Below are 12,964 nucleotides of genomic sequence, written 5' to 3'. Positions count from 1 at the left end.
ACTATGCAAAAATATACAATCCTCGACACCGAAATGGTGTTCGACCGTTACCTTACCGAAGCCTATCAGGAAATTAATCCTGACTGCCACAAAACCCGCATCGCTGCGCGCAAACTGAATATGATCGCATTGCTCGATATCAGCATCGATGATCTTGGCCGGATATCGGTCGGCAAATTGCGCAGCTGGACAACAGAACATCAGGATGAAGGAGCGATGTTGTCCGCTGCCTTCGATGATTTACGCGCTAGTGCCGATCGGACGTTGGTCACCTATGGAGGCTCAGCGATGGACGCCAAAGTCATGGAACTTGCAGCTATGTCGCATGATCTCGCCCTGCCTCCACAGCTTGTCCAGGCTTTTGGGCCCCGCACAGTGCGTCCAGCCCATCTGGATATCAACGCAGCGATGAAAGGGTTTGGCAAAACCTGGCATCATCTATCGGAGGTGCTCGTCAGGATCGGCATTCCGGTGGCGCTTATTCGCGACAAGGCCAATCCTGATCTGCCGTTTGAAACCGGGAACTGGGATCTTGCGCGCCAGCATTGCGAGTTGGATACCTTGTTGACGGCCATTGCACTGATTGCGTGGCGGCGCATTCAGGGCGATCCATGTCTTCGGATTCCGGGAGCCATCTTTGCGTTGATTGAAGGATATTTGCGGCAGCGGCCAGACGCGATAGCTGGGCCGATTTTGAAGGAAGAGCAGGCAAGTCTTCTAGAGAAAGTCTTTGGGTTGGCAGCAGAGGCGGCTTAAAACTGAATGGAGTTGCGTTTTTCGGCAATCCCAACTTACTCCCGCTTAGAGTTACGTGATTAGGTCGGGGTTGCCGAAAGGTCGTGCTTCAGCCTATGGTGCGGCAAGCTGCTGATCGCCGACGGCACCATTCTTCGAAATTCCCTGCAGCCGAATTCTATGTCTGCTTCGCGCCCAATTGCCGTCATCCCAAACGCCCACTCTCGTCCCCCGAAAGCGGCCATATCCGCGTGCACAATTCACCAGCGTCCAAACGGCCCAAATTGGGTGGGAAGCGGTCGTGCTACAAATCGTATTCACACGACCGCTTTTGGCGCCGGAAGTTGCCTATCCGCTTACGGAAACTGAACTGGTCTTAGCGAAACTTCGCTCGTGCAATTCTGAATAGGCTACTGAGAAGTCGGTCGTAAGCAATCCAGGGATTGGATGTCTCACTAGTCGATATGTCCGCCTCCGTTTTGCCCATCTGGATCCGTGCGTGGATCGAGAGCCATTGCGATTGGCGTAATATCTGGAAGGGACACATATTTTTCCCTCTGATCCGCAGCCACACCTGGACGCCGGAAGACTCGGACAAGCACAAATACCGCGTAGAGTATCGCCACGGCGGATTCGAACAGGAAGAAGCTGGATGGACCATAAATCGCCATGAGCGTCGCGGCGAGCAGCGGACCGATCGTCGCGCCGATGGAATAGACCATCAATAACCGACCCGACGCGGCGATATAATATTTGCTATTTAGACGATCGAATGTCTGAGCGACGCAGAGCGGGTAGAAGCTACTCATTGCCCCTCCAAACAACGGTGCTACAATCACCAACGCTATAAACGGCAAACCCGAAGCCAGTAGGCTCGCAAGTGAACCCCAAGCGATGCCGATTGCTATTAATGCCCCCGACATCACGACGCGCCGGTCATACCGATCCGCCAATGCGCCCATCGGAACTTGGAATGCCAGCCCTCCCAGGACGACTGTGCTCATAAACAAAGCAGATTCAGACACGCTGAGGCCGATCTGCCGTGCAAATACGACACCAAGAGCATAGAATGAACCCACGATCAAACCCGCGACCGCACAACCAATCACGCCGGCGGGTGAAGCTGAATAAAGTGCTCTGACGTTCAACACACGACTAGTTTTCAAATTGGGCTCGCCCAGACTAGTCATTGCAACCGGAATCAGGGAAAGCCCGATAAGCGATGCCGCAAGCATGAATAGATCGGGCGCACCAATATCGGCCACGTTGACCAAGGTCTGCCCCGCCGCGATCGCGAAATAAAAGGTCAACATATAGAAACCGAGGACCCGCCCGCGCGTTTCATTGCTGCTTCGCATGTTCAGCCAGCTTTCGATTACGGCAGTCATTCCCGCGATGCAGAAGCCGTTGATAATCCGGAAGATTAGCCACGCCGCAGGATGGAAAAAGGCTTCATATGCAAGCACGGTGGCCGCTGTGAGTGCTGCAAAAACAGCGAAGGAGCGGATATGCCCGATCCGCAAAATCACGTGCTTGCCGTATAAGCCGCCAAGGGCCAGACCAAAATAATAAGCCGCCATTATAGCACCGGTCAACGCAATTGGGTAACCGGCGGCCTCCATACGAAGCGGCAGGATAACTCCAAGCAGGCTATTGCCAAGCATGAATCCAGCAGTGCCGCCCAATAGGGATTTAACCGAGGCAAGAACTTTGCGCACGCTTTGGGTCATGAACGGGACCATGACCACATTGATTCAAGATTTGCAACGGGAGATGGACTGATGATGCTTGCTCCAGAGATTTATGTAGTTAGGGTTAGCAGCGACGGAATAGAAAGATCGATCTTCAGTAAATCAGTCTGGCATGCTATTCTTTTGTAACTTAATAATGCTGGAGAACTATTTTGGCATATACCGGAAAATACAAGTCCCCTACGGAACTGATGAACGACGAATGTCTGAACCGTGAAGAGAAAATCGAGATGCTTGAGCAATGGAGCCATGATAAAGAAGCTCTCATGCGCGCTGCGGATGAAGGCATGGGTGGCGACTTCCGGGCCGATTTTCTCAAAAAAATCGAGAAAGCATTAGCTCTGCTCAAGGAGAAACCTCCCAAGCAGAACTAGTGCGATCTCATCCGCATCATTGCGTCCGGTAGCCTATCGGATGTTCAGGCCGGGCCGGATTCCTAAGATGCGGTGCAATTGACCCCTGTGGTCGAAGCCGTAGTCTCGCCTTCAGCTAGCGGAGACAACATGCCTTCGGTCATACCTTTGGTCCACCATTCCCAGCCGCCGCCGACATAGCGTGCGCCGCTGGCGGAAACGGCAGAAGCCATCTCGATCGGTTTTCCCTGGATGACGACTTGTGCCGTCTCAGATGTCGGATAAGATGCTTCGACCACGGAGCCATCATTACATTGATATACTGTCGTCGACGCTGATTCAAAAGTGGGTTGATCCGTGCCGGCATCGGCGCACGCGGCGAGTAGCAATGTAGCGATAAGCGCGACTGGCTTCATGGTAACGTTCATTTATCTATTTCCGGTCCGTATTTCTGATTGGGCGATCTTGAGAGATCGCCGCTGGCTCAATTAATCTTCGACGGCGTTCGCCCCGATAAACCAAGCGTCTTTATCGACTATTCCGCACGCTTGGGTGAACAGATCGGCTGTCACTTCGTCACCTGCCTCACTCGCGGCGTTGATGGCATCACGAAGTTCACCGCCATAGGCCATCAACCTCTCCTTCAACTCACGAATATGGTCTCCGGTTTTCAGAATATCGTCCGGATAAGCATCCAGTGAACTTCGTTCGGCAACATTCTGCAGCGTCCCTTTCGCGACGCCGCCCAGTATGACAGCACGCTCGGCCATCGAGTCACTGAGATCGCGCAGACGGTCTGCAACTTCATCAAGCAGTTCGTGAAAGGCGATAAAATTCTTGCCCGTCGTATTCCAGTGAGCCTGCTTGACCGCAAGCACCAGATCAATGGCACCTGCCAAGCGCGCGTTGAGGAGATCGGTCATCTGACCGATGGTGTTATCTTCAAGATTTGAAACAAATTTCTCTGGCATGGTTCACCTTTCTACTAGAGGAATGACAAATAGTTAGACTGTAAATAGTAGCGCAACCCCATGCTGCCGATCAACAGGGTATTACTACGTGGTTGCGACCATACATATGACGCTCAATCAATTCCGCCGCGCAGTAATCGTCCGGCCATTCTCGCTTATGATGGTTAGCTCACCATTGTTAATCGAGTAGTTTTTCACTTTTTGCAGCACAGTCAGCAATTTCTGGTCCTGATTCATCAATGCGGGCGCGCAAGCTTTCTGGGTCAAGGCTACACCGCCGACCAATTCTATATTATTATCGGTGGCCGAATAGTTGCCGGAATAAAAATTGCAGCCGCCCGAACCTGATATTTTGCCATCCTTTGTGAAGGAGATGTTGACGTTGCTCCTGTCAATGACGCCACCGCCGTTGATGTCCTCAACCTGCCAGGCATCGCCGACCAAGGCCGCGCTTCCGGCATTGCCGGATGTATCGACCATCATCAGCTCAAGCTTACCGGTATTGTAGGACGTCGACGATAGGTCGACCGTGTGACCGGTTCGGGTTCTCCAGATAATATCGCCTTCCAGCGACTGAATGACGGCACGAACTTCATAGTCATTGCCAGCAATCATCATAGATTGATCCGCTACAAACGCGAATGGCACAGGCACATTTTTGCCATCGAGCGGAACGGTCGTTCCGGCGAATAAGTTGGCCAGCGGGTTATTGAGCGATTTGTCCAGCAAAACTACCGAAAGCTCTGCCCCTGGAGGCAACGCAATGCGCGGCAGGTAATAGACCTCGCCTGTAATCGTTGTTTTCATGGCTTGGTTACTCGTGATATTTGTATCGCCAGCGGTGGTCGTGCAACCGGCAGTTAAACCCACCAACATTGTCGCCGCCATTATTGTGCGAATTTTCATTATTCAGCTCGCTTTCATTGGTTTGATTGAACCAAGTTATTTGGTCATCAAGTGAAGCTTTCTGCTCCACATTGTCTATAGTCTATAACGATGTGGAGCCCAATAGGTTGCCGAACTTGGGGCTTAAAACCGCACAAACTGCGGGAAAGGGAAAATTTGACGGAGAAAAATTCAATCGACCGGATTGACCGTAAAATTCTTGCCGTGCTGCAGGAAGATGGCCGGATTACCAATCAGGAACTAGCTGATCGCGTCGCCCTGTCTCCAAGCGCCTGCCTCGCCCGCGTCAAACGTATGGAAAAGAGCGCCATCATCAATGGGTATAAGGCGCAAGTCGATGTTACTAAATTGGGACCAAGCCTGACTATATTTGCCGAACTTACCAGCTCGGCACACGATACAGCGAATAATCGCAAAATCGAACAGGCGTTAGAGGAACTGCCCGAAGTAATTGAGGCCTATCAGGTGTCGGGCAGCTATGATTATCTTGTTCGCTTTCTCGTGCCCGATATCGAACGCTGGACAGCATTGGCAGATCAACTTGTTGATGGCGGTCTAAAAATCGAGACAATCAGGTCGGTAGCCTCGATGAAAAAGGTAAAAAGCTGGACCGGCGTGCCAATGGACACGGGTAAAAGCCCAGGGTAGCAAGCGTTGGTCTTCTCATCGCCTTTGCCGCGAGCCGGGTTCTAGGCTAGTTCGGGATATGGCCGAAATAGCAAATACCTCTATTGTTACGCAAAACCGAGTGTCGGACTGAACGTGTTGAAAGCAATATTCATTGTTGTAGCCGCGATGGTTGTTGCCATCGTGATCGCGCGGGTCACTTTCCGGCTGCCGTCGCTTGCGGATCGCCCGGCCAGTTCTGCAACCAAAACCGCTACAAGCGGGCCTTTGCTCAAGCCCGTTGCTCACCTTTTAGAGGAGCATCCCGATAAATCCGGCGTTTATGCGCTCAGCAGCGGGCTTGATGCTTTTGGCGCAAGGGGATTGCTTGCCCGGGAAGCTGCCCAGTCTCTCGATGTGCAATATTATATCTGGCACGGGGATCTGACCGGCTTGCTGTTGTTGGAATCTTTGCGGGAAGCAGCAGAACGCGGGGTCACTGTTCGCTTGCTGCTGGACGACAACGGCATCAGCGGTCTCGACCCGATTTTGTCGGAACTAAACATGCATCCACATATTGAAGTGCGTCTTTACAATCCCTTCACGCTGCGAAAATTCAAAATGGCCGGTTTCCTGTTTGATTTTCTGAGGCTGAACCGCCGGATGCATAACAAGTCTTTCACAGCTGACGGACTGGCGACGATTGTCGGCGGACGGAACATTGGCGATGAATATTTCGATACCGGATCACAGCCGATGTTTCTTGATCTGGATGTTCTAGCCATCGGTAAGGTCGTGCGGGACGTCTCAGCAGATTTTGAAAAATACTGGTCGAGTGCATCTGCCTACCCGCTTGAGTTCATAATTACGGAGTCGGTGACGGGAGGCGACGAACTTGACCACGCACTGTGGGAGATTTCAAAATCCGCCCAATATGACACATACAAAAAGCGTCTAAGCGCTTCGGCTGTAGTAAACGATCTGGAGGCGGGCACATTGCCCCTCGAATGGACCGAAGTCAGGCTAATCAGTGATAGCCCACTGAAGACACTGGGCAAAGCAAAGTCCGATCAGATGCTTATCGGAAAAATCGACAAATTGATGGATGATGTCCATTCAAGCATAGACGTGATCTCGCCATATTTCGTGCCGGGTAAGCAAGGCGTTGAGGAATTCGCGGCGCTGGAGAAAAAGGGCGTAGAGGTGCGCGTTCTGACCAACTCGATGAGCGCTAATGACGTTAAACTCGTGCATAGCGGCTATGCAAAATACCGCGAGAAAATGCTTAAAGCGGGGGCGGAGCTTTTTGAATTGAAAGCCCAGCATTCCCCGCCGGACAATAGCCGCGATGCAGGGATCGCCGGGTCATCAGGATCAAGTCTCCATGCAAAGACTTTCGCCACCGATGAGGAGCGCATCTATATCGGCTCGTTCAACTTCGATCCCCGTTCTATGCAGCTCAACACAGAAATGGGTTTTCTGATTGAGAGTAAAACAATGGCCAGACAACTGAAATACGGTTTTGACGAAACGCTGGAAGACATAGCCTACCGTCTCGAACTGGACGATAACCACCAAATTGAATGGCTCGACCGGTCCGCCTCCGGGGATGCACAGCGCCTAGATGTCGATCCTGAAACGACCAGAGCCGAACGGATCGTCGTGAAGCTGCTTGGTTATCTGCCGATTCAATGGCTGCTATAGATCTGTAGGACTTTCGCAGTCGGATGGACGAGAGATATTTCCGATTAAGTTTCGATTTTAGGTGTTTCTATCCGCATGCCATCGGGAAAGGGCATCTGCGTAAGCGCGCGCAATGAATTCCGGGACGGGGCCGATGGTATTCTCAAGGTCCTCTTCGCTTAGCCCCGCTCGAGCGGCCTCCTTTCGGAACAGCGCAAGGGGACCATCATAAATCGAAAGGTCGTCCGTCGAAAATGGTCCCACCATAATATTGCTGGCAACCCAACCATTTGAAAACGTCAGAACTTTACGGTGTTGAGACTTTATAATTGGCATGGTGGACGGCCTCGCGTCTTGATGTGATGGATCGTGACTGACATGATCAACTCAATAATCCGCCAGAAAAGCAGCAACGTCCTGCGCCGGCCGTGCTGAATAGTCACGATAGATTTCTTCCGCGATCAGTTTAAGCAGGGCAGGACTATAGTGCTTGCGCGCGGTGCCAAGCGCGTCCGGCGGCGCCAATATGATTACCTGTTTGCGCTCTTTAGTCGCAAGTTCTTCCAGTCGGCTCAGGCACTGCATGATGAACCGCTCTTCTTCCTGGCTATGCAGGTCAGTCGTCTCGTAACCACTTCGACGGCTACCCACTCTTTCGAATGACCGTCCAGGCCTGTCGCGGCCAAGTTCGGCGGTCTCGGGAACATGTTGGCGCTTTTTTTCAACCAGTTCCAGTTCGACATGGAGGGCCTTACCAAGATTACGATACAGCGCCATGTTCGCGCCGTTAAGCGCCATAATATAACTACCATTTTCTATAAGCATCAATGCCTCCTTGAGTGTTTGAAGAGCAGAATTTTGGGTCGCGTGGCTAATGGTTTTTGCGTGCGATTTTGGACGGTCGCTTCGACAGTATTTGTGATGAGCCTCGCCAGTTTTTTGCCGCATTTGTAGTCGGCAATAGCGCACCACCTTCGTTTTCCCAGTTTGGGATTGCCGCCTGGACAAACATAGTTGGTCCCGGAATCGCTATACTATGATCAAATCCTTTTTGTGCCATCATGGCCGTATTCCTTCTGAATATTTGCACATGGTAACGGAGCCACTCGATGTGACTCCGACCTGTATGTGTTAAAATGCAGCTGCAGCCGGTTTGGCTGACACCGCTTCAATGCGAGCGATCTGATCCTTGATCGAAAGCTTCAATTTCTTGAGCTCGCTCATTCTTGCGGGGTCATGACTCGCCACCTTTTGTTTTTTTGCAATCTTGCGATCAATTACGTCGTGCTTTTTTCTGAGCCGACGAAGGAATGATTTAGACATTTTTTTCTCCGTTTAAGTTAGAAAATTACGATGCCGATCCGTCGGGCATGGGCTGCCGAATGAGGGAGGAGGCTGGCAGCCCATGCCCATTGGAGCAACAGCGTTATGCGGGCTTTGGCTGACCTGACATTTGTCTGCTCAGCGCACCTGAAACGCTGTTATCCAAATTAGTTTTCACCTTTTGTTGCTTGGGTTTTCTCGGTTCCCGGTTTCCGGTTCTATTCTTCTTTGCCATTTTATTATCCTGTCGATTAAGTTCATATCAAAAGAGCCGTGAGCTCCCGCTGTTATGCGCCTGACCCGGACGGCAATCCCGTGTCCCGGATCAGGCAGAACCAATTGGTTCCGGCGGATAGGCAAGAGTTTTTCTATAGTTCATTGTTGATATCTCCGCATCTAAGCAGAAGCCTTTCATCCATCAAAAATTGTTGTTTTGGCTTTAATCCTCCTACTCGTCACTTATCTCACATGTTCATGGCCATTTGGATCAACACCATAATCGAGAGGGTCAGTGAAACCGCGAATATGCCAAGAATAGCGCGATATTCGCCTTCGCCGATTGGCGGCTCTTGGACATGAACTTGCGCCGTATGAAATATTTGACCTGCTATATCCTGTATCATTTCTTAGTCCCTTTAGCGCGCGACCACCCGCTACCAGCTCACACTAGTCCGCGGTTGTCAGCGCATAAGCGACGGGAAACACCTGCGAATAATCGCAGCATTTATTTCCCACCTATAAATATTGAAAGTGCAGCTGATTTATCGAAATTCTAAGCTGCAGTGTGCGTCGACGACGCATATCCCCGTTGCCGAGAGACTCTTGTCTCCCGATCGGGGCGGGCTATAGTGTCAGCAGTTTTTCCATGCTGTAAAGCCAAAGAGATGTTAATTGCATAACCATATAACTAAGATGGGGTCGCCGGTTTTTTATTCAAGCTGTGGGTAGGAAATTCTATTCGGGGGCAACAAAATGTGAGATTGATCCCATGCATCACGACAATCAGTTCCATTGGCGTCCCATGGTCGCAGAAGATGTCAAAGCGATATCTAATCTGGCGTCGGGCATTCACGTCGACTTTCCCGAATCCGAAAGCGTTTTCCGGGAGAAGCTGGCGTTATTTCCGTCCGGTTGCTTCACACTCGCGAATGGAGAATTGATCTCGGGCTATCTGTTTAGCCATCCTTGGAAACGTTATTCTCCCCCTCCAATCGATAAGTTTCTAGGAGAATTGCCGCCTAGCAAAGACACATATTATATCCATGATCTGGCCGTTGCGGCATCCGCACGGGGACATGGCATGGCTGAACAGATAGTGGCAAAGATTGTACAATTTGCACAATCGTTGGATCTGCTATCGGTCTCGCTCGTCGCTGTAGGTGGTTCGAGGTGCTTCTGGGAGCATCAAAAATTCACAGCGCTCGACACGCCGGACCTAAATGAAAAACTTGGAACTTATGGCGCGCAAGCCTATTACATGGAGCGCTCGGATTTTTAGCGATTGGAACCGGCTATAGTGTGCGGCATATGGGCTCCGTCCGTCCCTCTGTGAGAGACATTCAATCCGATTTAAAACGCCGTCTCAAACGCGTCCATAAGCCAGGTTGTGGCCAAGCCCGGCAGACGATCCTTGCGCCAAAGCGCATGCAGGCCGTAATCTACGCTGGAGCCTTCAGGAAGTTTTAGAACGTGAAGGCGCCCTGCGGCAATGTCCGCCTCGACGGCATGCCGTGGCATATTGCCCCACCCGTTTCCGCCTATCAGCAATTCGTGTCTTGCACCAAGATCGGCGAGGCGCCAGTTGCGGGGACTGAGCACTGAAAATTCCCTTGCTTCGGTATAATTGGACCAGTCCGTTAGCATGAACTGGAGATATTGACTCGCCTCATCAGGTCTTATCGCTGCAATCCGTGCTAAAGGATGGTTGGGAGCGGCTACTTGCGATCGCGAAGCGGACATAGAACGGGAATGAAGTGATACACCACCATAAGGGGCGATTGCGGGCGTTTCTGAACCGCGGGTCAGAACATCAGCTTTGTCGGCGCTCCAGATTAAATGCGGACAGTCTGCTATCGGCCCATTTCCTGCCGTAGGAGCCGAAGTCGTCTTGCGTCGGCTTTTAGGCTCTCACGATTGCCATGCAAATGTCTGATGTTGGGTGGTAAGCTGACTGGCGGAATTTAGGCTTGTAGCGCGAAGTGCAGACATCCCTGAGGGCTTAGGGGAAGTTGTTACCAAGTAGCAGGCAGGCCATTTCTCGATTGCTAGCGTTTATTTTCCCCGATCCTTTTTGCTTCAAAAAATCAAACAACCGTCGAACCGTTCCAACGTGCAATGAGTATAATAAGAATAGCGGTCGAAAAAATCCGATCCGGTCATCAGCATTCAGTTTCCTGCCGGAACCTCGTCTACTTCGAGCCTACCATATTTTCTGAGCACATCTTGAAGCCTATCTTGCGGCAAGGCATGTGCGGTGTTGCCGTTGCTTCCTGTCATCGTGCGCGCTGCTACCAGTGCATTAATAACTGCTTCCTCGGTGGCTTCAACTGTTGCTCGAAAAAGCGGGCTCATTGAATCATTGGGCAAGCTCGTTACGGCCGCAGGCGTAACCCTGTCCCAAGCTCCAGTGTTAGCCGTCGAGAATGCAATAAAAATGTCACCTGAACCATTCGAAGCGTAAGAGCCGGTGCGGGCAATTCCCATGGTGGCACGCTTTGCAATGCGCTTGAGCTGATGGGGTAGCAGAGGGGCATCCGTTGCGACGACAATGATGATTGATCCGTTCTCTTGATTGTGATCGCCATAGGTGGTTGTGAGGTCGGTTATTTCGCGGCCAACCGGGACGCCAGCGACGGTGAAGGTATCACGAATGCCATAGTTGGATTGAACCAGAACCCCCAGCGTATATTCAGTCTCCCCGATCGAAACCACACGTGAGGACGTCCCGATACCGCCTTTGAATCCATGGGTGATCATGCCCGTGCCCCCGCCAACATTTCCCTCGGCAACGCGGCCCGAACTGGCTCCGTCGAGGGAGGCGAAGACATGCGGCTTTTTTACGTGAAATCCGTTGATATCACTCAAATCGCCATCATAAGTTTCAGCAACGACAGGGAGCATCCAGAATGTATCTGACTCCCCTGCAAGGGGTCGGAAATACTTGTTTTTGTGTGCCCATTCGATTGTCGCGTCGCGCACTGTGCCAACACTATGCGTGTTGGTTATCATCACGGGGCCTTCCAGCCAGCCCGATTCATCAACCCATGTTGTGCCTGTCATTTCGCCATTCCCGTTCAGCGAGAACCAACCGGCATAAACAGGATCATAGGTTTTGCCGCGCGGTAGAATGGCGGTTACACCAGTGCGTACTGGTCCTTCACCCGTCACCAACTTTCCACTGCCGGATATCAGCGTCGTGTGCCCAACCTCAACACCCGGAACGTCTGTGATAGCATTGAGCGGGCCGGGATTCCCGTCGAACGGGACACCCAGTTCCCTCGCACGGACAATGTTTTCTGCCGGATCAGTTGTTTGAGACCAGGTTGTTTGATGCGAGACGGCCATTGGTGTGACCAGCATCCATTGGCATGCCCTAGAAAGTTTTTTCATTGAGTAATCCCTCGGCAGAGCATTCTAACTTTTCCCATTTGAAGCAGAATAGAGCAAACGGAAAAGGAAGGAAACACAGATCTACAAAAATCAATCATAGCCTTCGTTACTTCAGACGTTGTGCCAATAATCTGAAATTCACATTTGCAATAAAGCAAATACAGCACGCACAGGCCTGTGGGTCGCGGTCTTCCGTCAAAACCGTCTGCAAAAAGAACGTATTCACTGCTTGGCAATTAGCGCTGCAATCAGCTTGACGATATTTAGAGCCAACTTTTCAGAAAGTCGAATTGGAGAACCGGCGTCCAATAGCGCCATTTTCATCGATCGAATACGTCTGAAAGTATGGCTGTTTAAGAAAAACCTTCTTTGAACTCATAACGACCGATAATTGGGGCGGTAGCCGACTGACTGCTTTTATATTGCCATTGCTGCGATCCTATGTCGCAAAGTGGGGCGTTAGCCGAAGGTCCGCTTTCCACCGCCCAGCATCCAATAGCGGCCGTCGAGATATAATCGTTCAAATGCCCCCTCCCCACCCATTTCTTGCCATGCTAGCGTGAATAAATTATGTGAATTCCTCTTCTCAGGACCAAGCATCAACATTGTTCATGGCAAGAAGAAGCAGGAATCTGACCAATTTTGCAGCTTTTTCAAATCGGGGTATGACTAGGGGTATAATTATAAATTGCTATATAAATATATAGCAATTACAATGCTATAAAGTCTTATATCGACTGTCACCCTGTCCGCCACCGATCTATGGGCATTTTCCACGCCCTGAAACGAGCAGCTCAATTGGCCACAACGGTAATTTTTGGGTGTGGGATCGGGGCCGAAACTCGCACAATCAGCTCTAAACTCACAGAATCTTAGCTTGCAGCCTGAGTTCGGCCGCTGGAGCAGATCTGTTTAAATGCCTGCAAGAGGCTCCACAGTGGACATTTTGATTCCGCCCCGTATAAATCCGGATCAAAATAGTCCATTGCACTTGAAACAAGCGATCTCGACAACACTGACAGGAGAA

At 51.1% G+C, this 12,964-nt stretch carries 15 protein-coding genes; 5 read left to right on the top strand and 10 right to left on the bottom strand.

The window, feature by feature from the left end:
• The first annotated feature begins 3 nt into the window (after positions 1 to 3).
• Positions 4 to 756 carry a hypothetical protein gene (locus tag ACWFTY_RS10270; RefSeq protein ID WP_447524133.1) on the top strand — a complete coding sequence of 251 codons (753 nt, stop codon included), beginning with the start codon at positions 4 to 6 and terminating at the stop codon, positions 754 to 756.
• Positions 757 to 1,190: 434 nt separating this feature from the next.
• Here the strand turns inward: ACWFTY_RS10270 and ACWFTY_RS10265 are convergent, their stop codons facing one another.
• Positions 1,191 to 2,465, bottom strand: coding sequence for an MFS transporter (locus ACWFTY_RS10265; RefSeq protein ID WP_447524132.1), 1,275 nt, complete (start codon positions 2,463 to 2,465; stop codon positions 1,191 to 1,193).
• 173 nt (positions 2,466 to 2,638) lie between these two features.
• Here ACWFTY_RS10265 and ACWFTY_RS10260 point away from each other — a divergent pair, with 173 nt between their 5' ends.
• Positions 2,639 to 2,860, top strand: coding sequence for a hypothetical protein (locus ACWFTY_RS10260; RefSeq protein ID WP_447524131.1), 222 nt, complete (start codon positions 2,639 to 2,641; stop codon positions 2,858 to 2,860).
• 62 nt (positions 2,861 to 2,922) lie between these two features.
• On the opposite strand, the gene ACWFTY_RS10255 is transcribed toward ACWFTY_RS10260, so the two are convergent.
• The 3 genes from ACWFTY_RS10255 to ACWFTY_RS10245 form a co-directional block, all read right to left on the bottom strand.
• A complete protein-coding gene (locus ACWFTY_RS10255; RefSeq protein WP_447524130.1) occupies positions 2,923 to 3,267 on the bottom strand; it encodes an MliC family protein in 345 nt (114 codons plus the stop codon).
• Positions 3,268 to 3,327: 60 nt separating this feature from the next.
• Positions 3,328 to 3,810: a DNA starvation/stationary phase protection protein Dps gene (dps, locus tag ACWFTY_RS10250; RefSeq protein ID WP_447524129.1), complete on the bottom strand. Its 483-nt coding sequence runs from the start codon at positions 3,808 to 3,810 to the stop codon at positions 3,328 to 3,330.
• A 117-nt stretch (positions 3,811 to 3,927) separates the two neighbouring features.
• Positions 3,928 to 4,716, bottom strand: a complete 789-nt coding sequence (locus ACWFTY_RS10245; protein WP_447524128.1) for an META domain-containing protein — start codon at positions 4,714 to 4,716, stop codon at positions 3,928 to 3,930.
• 156 nt (positions 4,717 to 4,872) lie between these two features.
• Between ACWFTY_RS10245 and ACWFTY_RS10240 the strand changes: the two genes are divergently transcribed.
• On the top strand, positions 4,873 to 5,364 hold the full coding sequence (locus tag ACWFTY_RS10240) for an Lrp/AsnC family transcriptional regulator (RefSeq protein WP_447524127.1): 492 nt from the start codon (positions 4,873 to 4,875) through the stop codon (positions 5,362 to 5,364).
• A gap of 147 nt (positions 5,365 to 5,511) precedes the next feature.
• Positions 5,512 to 7,026 (top strand): phospholipase D family protein, encoded by a 1,515-nt coding sequence (locus ACWFTY_RS10235; RefSeq protein WP_447524126.1) that lies wholly within the window; start codon positions 5,512 to 5,514, stop codon positions 7,024 to 7,026.
• 366 nt (positions 7,027 to 7,392) lie between these two features.
• On the opposite strand, the gene ACWFTY_RS10230 is transcribed toward ACWFTY_RS10235, so the two are convergent.
• From ACWFTY_RS10230 to ACWFTY_RS10215, 4 genes are all read right to left on the bottom strand, one after another.
• Complete coding sequence (locus ACWFTY_RS10230) at positions 7,393 to 7,830, bottom strand: baeRF12 domain-containing protein (protein ID WP_447524125.1); 438 nt, start codon at positions 7,828 to 7,830, stop codon at positions 7,393 to 7,395.
• Between the two features lie 46 nt (positions 7,831 to 7,876).
• On the bottom strand, positions 7,877 to 8,068 hold the full coding sequence (locus ACWFTY_RS10225) for a hypothetical protein (RefSeq protein WP_447524124.1): 192 nt from the start codon (positions 8,066 to 8,068) through the stop codon (positions 7,877 to 7,879).
• A 68-nt stretch (positions 8,069 to 8,136) separates the two neighbouring features.
• On the bottom strand, positions 8,137 to 8,328 hold the full coding sequence (locus ACWFTY_RS10220; protein WP_447524123.1) for a YdcH family protein: 192 nt from the start codon (positions 8,326 to 8,328) through the stop codon (positions 8,137 to 8,139).
• Positions 8,329 to 8,792: 464 nt separating this feature from the next.
• Positions 8,793 to 8,951: a hypothetical protein gene (locus ACWFTY_RS10215; RefSeq protein WP_447524122.1), complete on the bottom strand. Its 159-nt coding sequence runs from the start codon at positions 8,949 to 8,951 to the stop codon at positions 8,793 to 8,795.
• 365 nt (positions 8,952 to 9,316) lie between these two features.
• On the opposite strand from ACWFTY_RS10215, the gene ACWFTY_RS10210 reads away from it, so the two are divergent.
• Entirely contained in the window at positions 9,317 to 9,826 is a 510-nt protein-coding gene (locus tag ACWFTY_RS10210) for a GNAT family N-acetyltransferase (RefSeq protein ID WP_447524121.1), read from the top strand.
• A gap of 71 nt (positions 9,827 to 9,897) precedes the next feature.
• Here ACWFTY_RS10210 and ACWFTY_RS10205 read toward each other — a convergent pair whose 3' ends face one another.
• Both ACWFTY_RS10205 and ACWFTY_RS10200 read right to left on the bottom strand, forming a co-directional pair.
• Positions 9,898 to 10,287: a substrate-binding domain-containing protein gene (locus tag ACWFTY_RS10205; RefSeq protein ID WP_447524120.1), complete on the bottom strand. Its 390-nt coding sequence runs from the start codon at positions 10,285 to 10,287 to the stop codon at positions 9,898 to 9,900.
• A 426-nt stretch (positions 10,288 to 10,713) separates the two neighbouring features.
• On the bottom strand, positions 10,714 to 11,937 hold the full coding sequence (locus tag ACWFTY_RS10200; protein ID WP_447524119.1) for a DmpA family aminopeptidase: 1,224 nt from the start codon (positions 11,935 to 11,937) through the stop codon (positions 10,714 to 10,716).
• Between the last annotated feature and the right edge of the window lie 1,027 nt (positions 11,938 to 12,964).

Source organism: Parasphingorhabdus sp. NYA22, from assembly GCF_976973735.1.
The sequence above is the reverse complement of the archived record's forward strand: the minus strand, read 5'-3'. Positions and strand labels throughout refer to the sequence as shown.